Origin of the sequence: Clostridium sp. UBA7339, from assembly GCF_002470865.1 — a bacterium.
Lineage (GTDB): Bacteria > Bacillota > Clostridia > Clostridiales > Clostridiaceae > Clostridium_J > Clostridium_J sulfidigenes.
The window spans coordinates 808,504-823,565 of sequence record NZ_DKPI01000006.1 but is presented as its reverse complement, the minus strand read 5'-3'; the positions used below and the strand labels follow the sequence as shown (position 1 = coordinate 823,565).

At 29.1% G+C, this 15,062-nt stretch carries 14 protein-coding genes; 10 read left to right on the top strand and 4 right to left on the bottom strand.

What is annotated here, in order from left to right; translation table 11 throughout:
• Positions 1-47: 47 nt before the first annotated feature.
• Positions 48-1,031 (top strand): lipoate--protein ligase, encoded by a 984-nt coding sequence (locus tag B2S02_RS07325; RefSeq protein WP_346847372.1) that lies wholly within the window; start codon positions 48-50, stop codon positions 1,029-1,031.
• A 160-nt stretch (positions 1,032-1,191) separates the two neighbouring features.
• Positions 1,192-1,569, top strand: a complete 378-nt coding sequence (locus tag B2S02_RS07320; RefSeq protein WP_346847373.1) for a PH domain-containing protein — start codon at positions 1,192-1,194, stop codon at positions 1,567-1,569.
• Between the two features lie 163 nt (positions 1,570-1,732).
• Here the strand turns inward: B2S02_RS07320 and B2S02_RS07315 are convergent, their stop codons facing one another.
• Positions 1,733-2,422, bottom strand: a complete 690-nt coding sequence (locus B2S02_RS07315; RefSeq protein ID WP_346847374.1) for a YjjG family noncanonical pyrimidine nucleotidase — start codon at positions 2,420-2,422, stop codon at positions 1,733-1,735.
• Between the two features lie 94 nt (positions 2,423-2,516).
• Here B2S02_RS07315 and B2S02_RS07310 point away from each other — a divergent pair, with 94 nt between their 5' ends.
• Together B2S02_RS07310 and B2S02_RS07305 are read left to right on the top strand one after the other, a co-directional pair.
• Complete coding sequence (locus tag B2S02_RS07310) at positions 2,517-3,209, top strand: Crp/Fnr family transcriptional regulator (protein WP_346891842.1); 693 nt, start codon at positions 2,517-2,519, stop codon at positions 3,207-3,209.
• 95 nt (positions 3,210-3,304) lie between these two features.
• The gene (locus B2S02_RS07305) at positions 3,305-3,817 is read left to right on the top strand and encodes a ferritin-like domain-containing protein (RefSeq protein WP_346879492.1); all 513 of its coding nucleotides are present in this window, start codon (positions 3,305-3,307) and stop codon (positions 3,815-3,817) included.
• A gap of 98 nt (positions 3,818-3,915) precedes the next feature.
• On the opposite strand, the gene B2S02_RS07300 is transcribed toward B2S02_RS07305, so the two are convergent.
• A complete protein-coding gene (locus B2S02_RS07300; RefSeq protein ID WP_346847377.1) occupies positions 3,916-4,941 on the bottom strand; it encodes a DUF3885 domain-containing protein in 1,026 nt (341 codons plus the stop codon).
• Positions 4,942-4,952: 11 nt separating this feature from the next.
• A complete protein-coding gene (locus B2S02_RS07295) occupies positions 4,953-5,423 on the bottom strand; it encodes a hypothetical protein (RefSeq protein ID WP_346877276.1) in 471 nt (156 codons plus the stop codon).
• A gap of 256 nt (positions 5,424-5,679) precedes the next feature.
• On the opposite strand from B2S02_RS07295, the gene B2S02_RS07290 reads away from it, so the two are divergent.
• From B2S02_RS07290 to B2S02_RS07265, 6 genes are all read left to right on the top strand, one after another.
• Complete coding sequence (locus B2S02_RS07290) at positions 5,680-6,102, top strand: GNAT family N-acetyltransferase (RefSeq protein WP_346847379.1); 423 nt, start codon at positions 5,680-5,682, stop codon at positions 6,100-6,102.
• A gap of 183 nt (positions 6,103-6,285) precedes the next feature.
• On the top strand, positions 6,286-7,320 hold the full coding sequence (locus B2S02_RS07285) for a M42 family metallopeptidase (protein ID WP_346847380.1): 1,035 nt from the start codon (positions 6,286-6,288) through the stop codon (positions 7,318-7,320).
• A gap of 197 nt (positions 7,321-7,517) precedes the next feature.
• Positions 7,518-8,894 (top strand): hypothetical protein, encoded by a 1,377-nt coding sequence (locus B2S02_RS07280; protein WP_346877278.1) that lies wholly within the window; start codon positions 7,518-7,520, stop codon positions 8,892-8,894.
• 282 nt (positions 8,895-9,176) lie between these two features.
• Positions 9,177-10,229 carry a [FeFe] hydrogenase H-cluster radical SAM maturase HydE gene (hydE, locus tag B2S02_RS07275; protein WP_346847382.1) on the top strand — a complete coding sequence of 351 codons (1,053 nt, stop codon included), beginning with the start codon at positions 9,177-9,179 and terminating at the stop codon, positions 10,227-10,229.
• An 18-nt stretch (positions 10,230-10,247) separates the two neighbouring features.
• Entirely contained in the window at positions 10,248-11,438 is a 1,191-nt protein-coding gene (gene hydF / locus B2S02_RS07270) for a [FeFe] hydrogenase H-cluster maturation GTPase HydF (protein WP_346920483.1), read from the top strand.
• Between the two features lie 241 nt (positions 11,439-11,679).
• The gene (locus tag B2S02_RS07265) at positions 11,680-13,341 is read left to right on the top strand and encodes a SulP family inorganic anion transporter (protein ID WP_346847433.1); all 1,662 of its coding nucleotides are present in this window, start codon (positions 11,680-11,682) and stop codon (positions 13,339-13,341) included.
• Between the two features lie 53 nt (positions 13,342-13,394).
• Here B2S02_RS07265 and B2S02_RS07260 read toward each other — a convergent pair whose 3' ends face one another.
• Entirely contained in the window at positions 13,395-14,945 is a 1,551-nt protein-coding gene (locus tag B2S02_RS07260) for a PLP-dependent aminotransferase family protein (protein WP_346847384.1), read from the bottom strand.
• Positions 14,946-15,062 lie beyond the last annotated feature (117 nt).

Below are 15,062 nucleotides of genomic sequence, written 5' to 3'. Positions count from 1 at the left end.
TTTTTAAAATATGCATTATATTATATTCAAAATAAAAAGGAGAAAAAATGAGATATATTGATAATAATTGCACAGATCCTTATTTCAATTTAGCTCTAGAGGAGTATTTATTAAGAGAAAAGAATGGTGAATATTTTGTACTTTGGAGAGATGAACCTTGTATAGTAGTTGGAAAAAATCAAAATACTTTATCAGAGATTAATGAGGAATACATTAAAAAGCATGATATAAAAGTTGTAAGGAGACAAAGTGGAGGTGGAGCTGTTTTTCATGACCTTGGGAATTTAAACTTTACATTTATAGTTGAGGATGATGGAAAAAAATTCAATGATTTTAAGACCTTTGTTATTCCAATCATAGGTGTATTAAATGAATTAGGAGTAAAGGCAGAGTTTTCAGGGAGAAATGATCTTTTAATAGATGGTAAAAAGTTTTCTGGAAATGCTCAATGTAAATATAAAAATAGAGTAATGCATCATGGGACTTTATTATTTTCTTCTGACATAGTTAACTTAAGTGATGCTTTAATTTCTAAACCCATAAAATTTTCAGATAAAGCAGTTAAATCTGTATCTAGTAGAATTACAAATATTAGTGAACATTTACAGGAATCCTTTAGTGTTATAGATTTTAAAAATAAAATATTCGAGTATATCGGTAGAGAAGAAAAAGATAAGGTTATAACTACTTTAGATAATGAGGAAATTGAAGAGATTAAAAATCTAGTTAAAACTAAATATGAAACTTGGCAGTGGAATTTTGGACAGTCGCCCAAATATAATTTTTATAATGAGAAAAAATTATCTGCTGGTACTATAGAATTAAGTATTGATGTTGAAAAGGGTATAATGAAGCACATAAGAATTTTTGGAGATTTCTTTGGAGAAGGAAATATTGAAGATATTGAAAAAGCTCTTATAGGTAAAAAGCATAATACTGAAGAAATTCATAGAGTAATAGATAATATTAATATAAAGAATTATTTTGGAAATGTAAGTAAACAAGAGCTTTTAAGCTTATTTTTTGTATAAGATTATTTAAATTAGGCGATAGAATTTAATTACAGTATATACAAAGGAAATATAGGGACACAAAAAACACATTTAAGGTAAGATAAACTATATAAAAATATTTACTAATATTTGTTATTTAGGGTATAATTAAATTAATTTTATAAAGGGAGTGATGGTAATGGGATTATTTAGTAGTGTAATAGGAAATGCGTCAGAGGTGGATATCAATAAAATCAAGGAAGACTATATGAAATTATTAGGTTCTAATGAACAAATAGAAAAAGCATACAAGTTAGTAAGAGATATGATTATATTTACAAATAAAAGATTAATTATTATTGATAAGCAAGGGGTTACTGGTAAAAAGGTAGAGTATCATTCAATACCATATAGAGCAATTACTAATTTCAAAGTGGAAACATCAGGACATTTTGATTTAGATGCAGAACTTAAAATATTTGTTTCAGGGATGAGCATGCCTATAGAAAAGACCTTTAGCAGTAGTTGTAACATTTATGAAGTACAATCAATATTAGCAGAATATTGTAGCAGATAGTATAAACATAAGAGTGCATGATAATGAGTATTAGAAGCTAAGATTAAAATTAAAGAAAAAATAGTTTGCATATGTAAAAGTGGATTCTTGGTGAATCCACTTTTACATCCATTGTTAAGATAAATATATAAACTTTATATTGCTAGTTATGAATTAATATTATCTATTTTTCAACTATACTCTTAAGCTCCATAAGATTGGAAATCTCATATGTAGGGTTTATAGCACTTTTGTTTATAATCTTATTAGAATTAAACCAGCAGGTATCTATACCAAAATTTATTCCCCCTTGTATATCTGAAGTTAAGCTATCGCCTACCATTAATACTTTGGTTTTATCAGTATGATTTATATTTTTTAAAGTATGTTCAAATATTCTAGGATCTGGCTTAGATACTTCAATTTCATCAGATACTACTATATCATCAAAGTATCCTCCTATGACAGATTTTCTTATTCTATTATCTTGTACATCCTTAAGACCGTTAGTGATTATAATAAGCCTATAATTTTTATGTAGACTTTCTATAAGAGCTATACTATCATCATATAAAAATGATGCACTGGATAAATGTTTTACATATGATTTTGCAAAATTAACTTCATCAAATTTAGCATTTAATTTATATAATAGTCTTCTAAATCTTTCAATATTCAAATCACTCTGAATGATAAGTCCATCTTCAAACTCTTTCCATATAATTGTATTTATATCCTTATATACTTTTAAATGATAATTTTCATCATAATCTATGCCAAACTCAATCATAGTATTTTTAAGAGCGTATCTCTCAGATTTTTTAAAATCAAATAAAGTTTCATCTGCATCAAAAATTATAACTTCGTAATTCATAATAAACCTCCATCTATACTTTACATCCTCTATTGCATAAGTTACCATATTGATGTATATATCTATAGGATATATGTCATGATAAGGAGAATTTATGAAAAAAATATTGAATCAGCAACTCTTAAACAAGTATTTTACTAAGTATAATATAGAAAATCTATTTGATGAGGATATAGTAAACTATGCTCAACTCCATTTTTATGAAAAAGATGAAATTATATTAGAAGCGGAGGATGAACTTGAATATTACTATTTGCTTGTAGATGGGAAAATTAAAATATCATATCTTTTTGAAAATGGTAAATCAATGCTATTAAAGTTTTATAAAGACTTTAATACTATAGGAGATTTAGAGTTTTTAAAAAATAAGCCCATACAATGTAATGTTGAAGCTATAGAAAATACTTTTTTAATTGCCATACCATCAACTATACTTAGAGCAAATTATATTGATAATGTGAACTTTTTACATCATTTAGTAGGTTCTTTAAGTGAAAAACTTCATGAAACCATTAATAATAGTTCATATAACTTTGTATATCCTCTTGTAAATAGGCTAGCTAGCTACCTAGTTGAGCATTTAGAAGATGATAGAAATTATATTCTTTTAAACTCATCATTTAAAGAGATTGCTGAATTTTTAGGAACAACTTATAGGCATTTAGTGAGAACATTTAAAGAGCTTGAATCAAAATCAATTATAAAATGTGATAATAAAAAAATATATATATTAGATGAGGATAGACTTAATGAGTTATCTAAAAATGTGTATATGAAATCCCTTTAGATATAGAAGCAATACGTCTAAATGTAGAAGAAGCATTCATAAGATAAAATTATTTATAATATATATAACATAGATAAATAATTAAGGGGGCTATTATGAGTTATACTACTGAAAGACAACCACAAGGTATTGCCAAAAGTGCAGAAGGATTTTTAAGAGAAGGGCTTGTTGCAGAAGTTGTAGCAATAAATGATTATAGTCATTTTATAACAATTACAGAAAATAAAGAACTTAAGGAACTATTTCATCATATTATGGAAGATGAAAAGAGACATTATGCAATGTTTTTAAATGCTCTAAGATGTATTGATCCAGAGCAAGCTGCTTTAGAAGAAGAAGCTAGGGAACATGTAAATATATCATCTAAGGAAAAGTATAAAGACTACACTAATAAATATGATAAGGATGTTAATCTACTTGTAACTATTAGAGAGGGAATAAAGGGAGAGTTAGAGGCTATTTTGCTTTATGAACAATTTGTTAGAAACTTAGATAACAGTACTTTAGTTAAAATAATAAATGAAATAACTAGAGATGAAAAGGAACATGTGGAAGAATTAACTAGAGCTTTAGTTATTTTAGATAAAGATAATTATGGAACATTATAAGAAAGTATAAAATAATCTGTGTAAACCCAATAAGAAGAATATGATTATTCTTATATAATTTGGGGAGCACAGATTATATTTTTAATGTAATAGAGACTTTAAGTGTACTGAGTTAATTCCTCAAAAATATCAATACCTCTGTCGTCATATAAGAAAAACACAGTTCCTGTTTCAAGGTCTATGATGTAAACAGAACAATCAAGCTCTGTGTTATCCCCTAAATCAGAGGTAATTATTTTACGAAAAAGTGTTTCAATATCAATTTTATTGGTTTTCCATATATATCTTATACCATGAAAGGTTTCTTCTTCGTCAGTCCAATGAAAGGGAATGGTTTGGTTTTCGGCCGCTGCAAGGCATGACTCAACAAATTCTTTTTCGTTCTTTACCGCACGATTGTATTTATCTTCATAAATAACGGCTAAATTATTAGTAAAATGTTTCTGTATATAGAGCTTTATGGCAAGCTGAGAGCAAGTATCAATATATTCCGTTCTTGCATTTAGAGCATCATCATAGGGATTATCACACTCTAATGGAAATTCTTTACAGAAGTGGGTAGTTAATAATGATTGGTTTAACAATTGGTTTCTAAACATTCCAATTGCTTCATACGTATGATGTGACCATTCGCTCCAAAAGGCAAAATATCCATCTCTTTCATAAGGTTCGTCTGGTAAAATTTTAGGTGAACACTGGTTATAAAACTTCTCAACAGCCCTAGAAAATCGTAAAACCTCATTTCGATATTTTAGCAATGAAACCGTGTAGGTGGTTCCTTCTTCCGTTTGGATAACAACCACATCTGTCTTGTGCGTAACAGAATAATCAATACCATTATCGCATCCAATTATTGTTACTTCACTCAAAGTGTCAGATGCAAATAAACTGTTACCACAACAAGGAAGCATCTGTTCATAAGGAGTAATCGCATGATCATGTGTTAAGGTTCTAAGCATCTGTAGTGCAGAAGCACTTGTACAGCATGAGTAATTTAACCGTGTATCTCCGATTGTGACTGTAACATCTCCGTGTAGGCATAAATCTTTTGGAGCGTCTTCAGAATCATCAATCCAGCAGAGATTTGACCAAGAAATTACAAATGGTGTGTCTTTCATTATCATAAGCCATCCTCCTAAAAAAGAGTTTCTAATGTAGTGTCATGGAATATATGCATAAACTGTTGATTGCAGAACACAGCATTTTCAATTAGGGATTCTATGCTATCAAATGCCTGCTCATCCTCGGATATCCACAAAGAAACCGTCTTGGCAGAGCCGTTTTTTGAAATAAAGCATTTTATCTCCTTGTATGAAAACTCAAGCTCACGCCCTGCATTTATCAAATATAACAATGCAGCTAAGGAATGATACTGAAACAACTCATTTGCTAGGTTATCATACAAGTTTTCGGACATATCCTCAAGTACATATTTTCCTTTTGTGCCATCAGCATTAATATAAAATCCATCAATGATTTCATTGATACCTCCACCAAATGACCAGTTGTTGGATTCAATAAAACCAATAAATTTATTGAAAAATTCATCTTCAGATAGATTCATTGGCACTTCTACGCAGCCTTGTATCTCAAACTCTTTGCTCAAAATAATCACCACCTATCATATAAATTCAATTTATAAGCGTAAATCTCATCAACTACCTTTTAGTAAATATTTGCATGGTTGTATTTTTTATCATTTTACCATGACCAGACAAATACATCAACGGCTTAAATATGAGCAGCAAAGAAGAAGAAATTGTAAAGAAACAAGAATAATGCTATGCTTATATAAAACCTTAAAAATTGATAAATATAAGAATGAATAATTAACATGAAAGAACATAATTGGGAGCGATATTATGAATATAAAAATAGAAAAAAACTGTGATAATGTAGATTGGAGCTTGATTCCAGAAATATTAAAGCTGGGAGGTATGGGGTATTTTGATGAAGCAACCCATAAGAAAGCCTTTGAAAACAGCTATATTGCTATATTTGTATATGATAATGATAATCTTATTGGATTTGGAAGAGCATTATCAGATGGAGTTTATCAAGGTGCAATTTATGATGTAGCCATATTGCCACAGTATCAAGGTAAAGGAATAGGAAAGTTAATTGTAAGCACTATACTTGAGTCATTGCCAGGATGCAATGTGATTTTATATGCTGCTATGGGAAAAGAAGGATTCTATAATAGCTTTAATTTTAGAAAGATGAAAACTGGTATGGCTTTATTTAATAATGCTGAAAATATGAAAGAAAAGGGATTTATTGAATAGAAAACTTTATAAAAAATATTATTATAAACCCTTTAATAATTTATAGATGAATATTATAATATTTAGAGAGACTAAATTATATGACTATTATAATTATTTAGATATTTTAAAAATTAATTACTTTTATATCTAAGATTAAAGAATAATAGGAATATAAAATTTATATTATCGGGAGGGCGAAAAATGATAACAGTAAACAAAGAAAAGGTTCTAAATACAGCAAAAGAAATATTGCTTATTGATAGCCCAAGTGGATTTTGTTATGACGTTATGGACAAAATCCAATCAATGACAGAAGAACTAGGTTATGCTTTTGAAAAGACTGTTAAAGGCTGTGGAGTTATAACTGTTCCAGGAAAAAGTAGTGATAAAGTAATAGGGTTATCTGCACATGTAGATACATTAGGAGCTATGGTAAGATCTATTTCTAGCGAAGGTACTTTAAAGTTTACTTTAATTGGAGGACCAATAGTTCCTACTTTAGATGCTGAATATTGTAAGGTTAGAACTAGAGAAGGAAAAATATATAATGGAACATTCCTAAGTACAAGTCCAGCAGCTCACGTATTTGAAGATGCAAAATCTAAAGCTCGTGATCCAAAGAATATGGAAGTAAGACTTGATGAAGTTGTAAAATCTAAAGAAGATGTAGAAAAACTAGGAATATGCCCTGGAGATTTTATATTTATAGATCCTAAAACTACTATAACAGAAAGTGGATTTTTGAAATCTAGATTTATAGATGATAAAGGTAGCGTTGCATGTTTAATGAATCTTCTTCATATATTAAGTAGCGAAAAGATAGTTCCTACCTATACTACTAAAGTATTTATATCTGTTTATGAAGAAGTTGGACATGGTTCAGCTTATATACCATCAGATATAACAGAAATGATAGCTGTAGATATGGGATGTATTGGAGAAGATTTATCTTGTACAGAATATGATGTTTCTATCTGTGCTAAGGATTCTAATGGGCCATATGATTTTAATATGACTACAGACCTAGTAAATCTTGCTAAAAGCAACGAAATAAAATATGCTGTAGACATTTATCCAATGTATGGTTCAGATGTTGGAGCAGCACTTAGTGGTGGAAATAATATTAAAGGTGCACTAATAGGACCTGGAGTTCATGCTTCCCATGGAATGGAAAGAACTCACTACACAGCTTTAGAAGGAACAATAAAATTATTATATGCTTACTTAACAAGATAGTTATTAAGACTCAATTTATCATTAGATATGGTAAGTTGAGTCTTATTTCTACAAGAAATTTTCCCCATGATTAAAGATATTGAAAAATCTATAACAACATATAAGCAAAGTATAATTAGGTTTACATATAATTCAATATTAAGTATAATTTAGATATATTATGGATATGAATTTTACGATAAAAAGGGGGAGACATATTGAATTATAAAATAAAAAAAGAAATTATTATTACCCTTGCCTTTGTGATAGGATTTATCCTTTTAATAGGAGGAATGTACATATCATTGCCAGCTAATGAGAAAAGCTATATAGGCAAAAATTCTTCTAATATAGATTTCACTAATTATGAGGATTATTCTGCATTAGAAATTTTTGATGATAGTGTAAAGGATAAAAAGATAGTTTTGACTAATGAAGAAATTGGAATAAAGGAGAATGCGCAAATTCAATATAAATTTATATCTTACTTAATGGATACATGGAAGTTAAAATATTTTTTAGTTGATGTAGGGTATGCAGAAGCTGCAATTATAAATGAATACTTACAGACTGGAGATGAATCCTTATTAGAATCATATAATAATAGTTCTATGGGATATGCATTTATTGGAGATTCAAAGCAGGAAATGCTAAAAAAATTATACCTAAAAAATAGCCAACTTCCCGATAATAAAAAATTAAATATAATGGGAATAGGAATAAATGAGTCCGTTCAATCTGTTGACTTATATTTTAAAAGGATAATTAGTAGAAATCCTGATTTAACAGATAAGCAGATAGAAAATATAAATAATATTTTGGAAAACTTAAAAAGTGAAGAGATTATAACAAATATAAGTAATGATGAGGAATTAGAAAAAAGAAATGAAATAATTTTAAAGCATATTGATAATTTTTATAGTGATATTAATGCCAATGAAGAAGAATATAAAGAAGCTTTAAATGATGATTTAAATAACATAAAAATTGTTTTAGATAATATAAGAAATTTGCAAGAAATTATGAAAACATATCATCAAGATGATTCAAATAATACAAATGGAAATGAAAAGTATTCTCAATATTTATATGATAATTTGAATAGTTTCTATAAAGATATGAATATGAAAAGATGTTATATCCATGTATACCAGATATATAGCTATCAACATAAAATTTTAGATGTAGATTTTTTAGGAGCAAAAATTGCAAAGGATAAGAAATTTAAGGATAAGGTTTTAGGGATTAATGTTATATACCAAAAAGGTAAATTTAATTTTGATAATACACATATGCAAATAAATGCAGCAAGAGAAGATTTAAATACGCTCATCGAAGAAATAAAGTTAGATAAAGAGGATATGGTAATAGATTTAAACAACTCAAGAAGTCCATATAAAAGAAAATTTACTCCTATATATTTTCCATTTCCAGATGATATCTTATATTCACAAGAAGATGTAGCTGGGGAAGAAGTTGGAGGAATTATAGGGAAAAAACCAGGGGTAACTACTGATTATTTTCAAGGAGTAATTATTATAAAGAATCCTTCTATAGACGAAACTTATTATAATAGATTATATAATAATCAATAAATAATTGGTTTATTCAAGTCACTGCAATAAATGGCTTGAATTTATTATAATAAAGTATTATTCTAAAGATGGAATACTAAATTTAAATTTTCATAAAAATAAATGTAAAGGTTTAAAAATCTAACGGAAAAGATAAAACAATCTAATCTGAAAGAAAACTATAAAACCAGAACCATAGTTATTGTTATATATTATGGGTCTAGCTTTCTTTCTATATTAAGATGGCTAGACTTTTATTTTAGGTTAAGTATATTATAAAATTATATTGTAAAGGGGAAAATTATGATAAGAGATTTAATAGATAAGTTAGCTTTAACTAATAATTTATCTTCAGAGGAGTTATTGTACATATTAGATAATTTGGATGAAGAAAGTAAAAAATATTTAATAGAAAAAGCTCATGAAACTAGGATGAAAGTATATGGAGATAAAGTATATATAAGAGGTCTCATTGAATTCACTAATTACTGTAGCATGAATTGTGTTTATTGTGGAATTAGAGCAGAAAATAAAAATGCTGATAGATATAGACTTACTCTAGAAGAGATATTAGAATGTGCAGACCTAGGAGATGAACTAGGATATAAAACTTTTGTATTACAAGGAGGGGAAGATCCATATTATACAGATGAAAGATTAGTACAGGTTATTAAAGCTATAAAACAAAGATATCCTGAAAATGCTATAACAATTTCTTTAGGAGAGAGAAGTTATGAATCCTATAAGAAACTTTATGATGCAGGTGCAGATAGATACTTATTAAGACACGAAACTGCTACAAAAGAACTTTATGATAGATTTCATCCAGGTGCTACCTTTGAGAATAGAAGACAATGCCTATACAACCTAAAGGAAATAGGATATCAAATAGGGGCAGGATTTATGGTGGGGTTACCTGGACAAGAAAATAAGGATTTAGTTAATGACTTAAGATTTATAAAAGAACTATCTCCTCATATGTGTGGATTGGGTCCTTTTATACCCCATAAGGACACAGTATTAAAGGATTGTAAATCAGGAACTTTAGAAAAAACTATTACTATGCTAGCTTTAGTAAGACTTTTAGTCCCAAATATTTTATTACCTGCTACTACAGCACTAGGTAGTATTAATCCTTTGGGAAGGGAGATGGGAATTAAAGCTGGAGCAAATGTTGTTATGCCTAACCTATCACCAAGAAGTGTGAGAGAGAAATATTCTCTTTATGATGGAAAGATATGCACTGGAGATGAAGCAGCAGAATGTAGATATTGTATTGAAAATAGAATAAAAAGTGCAGGATTCCAGTTAGATATTACTAGAGGAGATAATTTAGACTGGATACGTAAGCAATAGATTAGAAGGAGAGAGAGAATGAATACTACACCTAATTCTAATAGAACGCATATAGCTATATATGGTAAAACTAATGTAGGAAAATCATCATTATTAAATAAAATTCTTAAACAAGAAATTTCTATAGTTTCAGATGTAAGAGGAACTACTACAGACCCAGTTTCAAAGGCAATGGAGTTAATTCCAATTGGTCCAGTTCTATTTATTGATACAGCAGGACTTTGGGATGATACCAAGCTTGGAGCTGTAAGGAGTGAGAAAACTCTTGAAATAGTTAAGAGGACAGATTTAGCTCTATATGTTATGGATTCTGATGATATAGACATAAAAGCTTACGAAGAAGTAAAGTTAAATTTTAAAAAGTATAATGTGCCACATATCCTTGTCATTAATAAGATAGATGTTTTAAATAATAATAAAATAATAGATTTGAAAAATGAGTTTTCTGAAGGTGTATTTGTATCTTCCATAACTGGTGAAGGAATTGAAACTTTAAAGGGAAAAATTATAGCTATGGTACAAGAGAATCAAGAGGAACTTCCCATAATAGGTGATTTATTACCTTATAATAGTAAGGCTGTTCTTGTAGTACCTATAGATTCAGAAGCACCGAAAGGAAGGTTAATATTACCTCAGGTTCAATGCATAAGAGATTGTTTAGATTATGGAATAAAAAGTTATGTAGTAAGAGATACAGAATTGGAATCTGCTCTGGTAGATATTAAGGATATAGACTTAGTAATAACAGATTCCCAAGCTTTTAAGAAGGTAGATAAAATAGTTCCATCTAATATTAAATTAACTAGTTTCTCTATGCTCTTTGCAAGACATAAAGGAGACCTATCTGTATTTGTAGAGGGGGCTAATAAAATCAAAGACCTTAATGAAAATTCACGAATACTTATATCAGAAAGCTGCTCTCATAATGTGTCTCATGAAGATATAGGAAAAGTTAAGATTCCAAAGCTTTTAAATAAGCATGTAGGATTTGATCTTAATTATGAATATAGAGTTGGTCATGATTTCCCAGAGGACATTGAAAAATATGATTTGATAATTCATTGTGGAGCATGTATGATAAATAGAAAAACTGTTATTAACAGAATAAATCAGTGCAAAGATAAGAAGGTTTCTATAACTAACTATGGAGTTATACTTGCATATTTAACAGGTATTTTAGATCGAACCTTATCAATTTATAAAATGTAAATTATTCCATATAGAATATAAATTTGACAATTCAAATAGCAAGGTATAAAATATCTATGGGTGTAAAGCTTATTTTGCACCCATAAATAATAGCATAAGCATTAGGCTTCAGAGGACGATAATCTTCCCCTGAGGCTATGTTCGTTGCCACGATACTCTACTTTAGTACTTAGTGGTAGAAATAAGTATTAAAATAGAATATTGTTGAGTGACTAAAGCTAAAGTAAAGGATGGAGAAAAGATGTCACCAAAGATTTTTACTCTTATTAAAGAGAAAAAGATTACTAAAGAGCAAGTAATGAAGGATGTTATGGCTGGAATTATAGTAGCTATAATAGCATTACCACTTTCAATTGCACTAGGTATATCTTCTGGAGTATCTCCGGAAAAAGGCCTCATCACTGCTATAGTTGCTGGATTTATAATTTCTTTTTTAGGTGGAAGTAGAGTGCAAATAGGAGGTCCCACCGGAGCTTTTGTAGTTATAGTTTATACTATAGTACAAATGTATGGTATTAATGGTCTTATAATAGCAACCCTTATGGCTGGAATTATGCTTGTTATAATGGGAGTATTAAAATTAGGAGATCTTATAAAGTATGTTCCACATACTATAACTGTAGGTTTTACTAGTGGGATAGCCATAACTTTATTATCTACACAAGTTAAAGATTTTTTAGGACTTAATATTAAAAATGTACCAGCAGAGTTTATACCTAAGTGGCAAAGCTACTTTTCTAATATGGGCACTTTAAATATTACTGCACTTTTAGTTGGAATTGGATGTATACTGATAATGGTGTTTTGGCCAAAGGTAAATAAAACTATTCCGGGTTCCGTTATAGCACTTATTGTATCTACTCTAGCAGTTCAGTTATTTAATTTACCAGTAGAAACAATAGGTAGTAGATATGCACAAATATCATCTAGTATACCAGTGCCTTCAATTCCCATGTTTGAAATAGAAACAATAAAAGTTTTATTTAAGCCAGCTATGACTATTGCAATATTAGCAGCTATAGAATCATTACTATCAGCAGTTGTAGCTGATGGAATGATAGATGATAGTCATGATTCAAATATGGAGCTCATTGCTCAAGGTATTGGAAATATAGGTTCAGCTTTATTTGGAGGAATTCCAGCTACAGGAGCCATTGCAAGAACAGCAGCTAATGTTAAAAATGGTGGTAGAAGTCCAATTTCAGGAATGGTACATGCTATAACCTTATTATTAATAATGCTATTATTTATGCCTTTAGCTAAAATGATACCTATGACAACTTTGGCAGCAGTATTAATTGTAGTTTCTTATAATATGGGTGAGTGGTCAACCTTTAAATCCCTTCTTAAAGCACCAAAAAGTGATATTATAATTTTACTTTTAACTTTTATATTTACTATAGTATTTGATTTAGTAGTAGCTATAGAGATAGGAATGATTCTAGCTATGTTCTTATGGATAAGAAGATTAGCTGAAACTACAGATATTAAAAAAGTTCAAGGAATAAAAAGCAAAAGAAATAAAGATGGAGAAGTAATACAGATTGATAATAATAAAATTTTAATATATGAAGTAAACGGACCTTTCTTCTTTGGAGTAGTTCAAGATTTTATTAAGATGATAAGTAAAATTGAGACTGCAGCAGAAGTATTATTATTAGACATGAGGCATACTCAAGCATTAGATGCCAGTGCAATTTCAGCGCTAGAAAGGTTACACAATCATTGTAATAAGCACAATATAAAACTGATAATATCCAATCTACAACTACAACCTAAAAAAGCACTTACTAAAATGGAGTTTGTAAAATCCTTAGGTGAAGAAGCGGTGTTTAATACGAGAGAAGAAGGATTAAAGGCTGCACATGAGTATATAAATATAGAAGGAAAGCTTTTGGGATAAAATTAAAGGTTCTGTATAAATAGTTTACTATTTGCATACAGAACCTATTTTTCTTATATAAGAGGACTTATATAAGAGGTTCTTTTACCTTTATTTATAAGCATTGATAGGCAGTCAGCAATTATACTCATGCCAACTTGAATTTCTTCTAAATTAGTGGCAGCATAACTAAGTCTTAAAGTGTTATCTATATTTTTATCTTTATTTACATAGAATACATTGCAAGGAACAATTAATACATCTTTTTTTGAACATTGAACATATAGCTCACTAGCAGAAACGCCCTTAGGAAGTTTTACCCAAAAGTTAAGACCACCTTTAGGATCTATAAAATCTATGCCATATATTTTAAGCTTTTTTAGTTCTGATTTCATGGCATCATATTTTATTTTATACATCTCTATCATATATTTTAGATGTTTTTCCCAGTAACCATTTTTAAAATAAAGTTGCAGTGCTCTTTGAATTAATCCAGAAGAAGAAATGTCAGTAGTATGTTTTGCTGCTAAAAGTTCATCTTTTATAGCTTTAGGAGAAATTATAAATCCTATTCTAAGTCCAGGCATTAAAAGCTTTGAGAAGCTTTTGATATAGATAACCCTATTTTTACTATCCATAGATTTAAGGGTTTTGCTCTTAAAAGAACTATCATAGGAAAGTCCAGATAAAGAATCATCCTCCACCAAATATAAATCGTATTTATCAGCTAAAGCTAATAGCTGATTAAGTTTTTCTTCAGAATAAGAGGCTGTAGTAGGATTTTGAAATTGAGTCATTACATATATTAATTTAGGTTTATATATTTTAATATTTGCTTCTAATAACTTTAAGTTTATGCCATCAGCTTCCATGGGTACACCGATGATATTAGCTCCTCTAGATTTAAATACAGCAACAGCTCCTGTATAAGTAGGATTTTCTGTAATAACATAATCACCAGGACTTAGTAGAGCTTTACCAATTATATCGATACCCTGTTGAGCACCAGAAACTATTTGAATGCTATCTGAAGTAGCATTTATTCCATACTCTTGAAGAAAATAATCACATAAAGAAGACCTAAGAGGTTCATAACCATTGCTTTCTTGGTATCCAAATGCGTAACCTTTATCTCTATCTAGGACTTCATTTAAAGCAGATTTAAAGGCTTCAAAAGGGAAGATACCTGGATCAGGAGTAGCACTAGCAAAGTTAATAGTAGTTGAAGACATAGCAATTTGACCATTAGACATAAGCTTAAAGTCTTCCTGGTAGTTAGGAGAAGCTACATAGGTATTATGTGAATCTAGATTTTCAGAATTTATACCTCTACTATTGGATGGGGAGGATGAAATATCATAACTCATATAGATATTATCTTGCTCTGCTACATAATATCCACTTCCCTTTATAGCGTTAACGTATCCGTTTATCTCAAGTTGTTTATATGCATTAACTATAGTTACATTATTAACTTCTAATTCATTAGCTAATTTACGAATAGGGGGAAGCTTATCACCAATTTTTAAAGTGTTAGATTTTATTAATGCTTCAATTTTATTAGCTACTTGAAGGTACATAGGTATTGTAGATGATTTATCTAATTCTATTGAAATAGAGTTCATTATTAATACTCCTTTCATTATTCTAAATATAATTATTGTAACGATACAATAATTATATATTTAAGTAATGACATTGTAAAGAAAAGATTGAAGATAATTATAAGAAAAGAGCATTAA

What these genes read in the sequence shown, in the direction of transcription:
- B2S02_RS07325 (WP_346847372.1), top strand. Translation starts at nt 48, where the DNA reads ATGAGATATATTGATAATAATTGCACAGATCCTTATTTCAATTTAGCT.
- B2S02_RS07320 (WP_346847373.1), top strand. Translation starts at nt 1,192, where the DNA reads ATGGGATTATTTAGTAGTGTAATAGGAAATGCGTCAGAGGTGGATATC.
- B2S02_RS07315 (WP_346847374.1), bottom strand. Translation starts at nt 2,422, where the DNA reads ATGAATTACGAAGTTATAATTTTTGATGCAGATGAAACTTTATTTGAT.
- B2S02_RS07310 (WP_346891842.1), top strand. Translation starts at nt 2,517, where the DNA reads ATGAAAAAAATATTGAATCAGCAACTCTTAAACAAGTATTTTACTAAG.
- B2S02_RS07305 (WP_346879492.1), top strand. Translation starts at nt 3,305, where the DNA reads ATGAGTTATACTACTGAAAGACAACCACAAGGTATTGCCAAAAGTGCA.
- B2S02_RS07300 (WP_346847377.1), bottom strand. Translation starts at nt 4,941, where the DNA reads ATGATAATGAAAGACACACCATTTGTAATTTCTTGGTCAAATCTCTGC.
- B2S02_RS07290 (WP_346847379.1), top strand. Translation starts at nt 5,680, where the DNA reads ATGAATATAAAAATAGAAAAAAACTGTGATAATGTAGATTGGAGCTTG.
- B2S02_RS07285 (WP_346847380.1), top strand. Translation starts at nt 6,286, where the DNA reads ATGATAACAGTAAACAAAGAAAAGGTTCTAAATACAGCAAAAGAAATA.
- hydE (WP_346847382.1), top strand. Translation starts at nt 9,177, where the DNA reads ATGATAAGAGATTTAATAGATAAGTTAGCTTTAACTAATAATTTATCT.
- hydF (WP_346920483.1), top strand. Translation starts at nt 10,248, where the DNA reads ATGAATACTACACCTAATTCTAATAGAACGCATATAGCTATATATGGT.
- B2S02_RS07265 (WP_346847433.1), top strand. Translation starts at nt 11,680, where the DNA reads ATGTCACCAAAGATTTTTACTCTTATTAAAGAGAAAAAGATTACTAAA.
- B2S02_RS07260 (WP_346847384.1), bottom strand. Translation starts at nt 14,945, where the DNA reads ATGAACTCTATTTCAATAGAATTAGATAAATCATCTACAATACCTATG.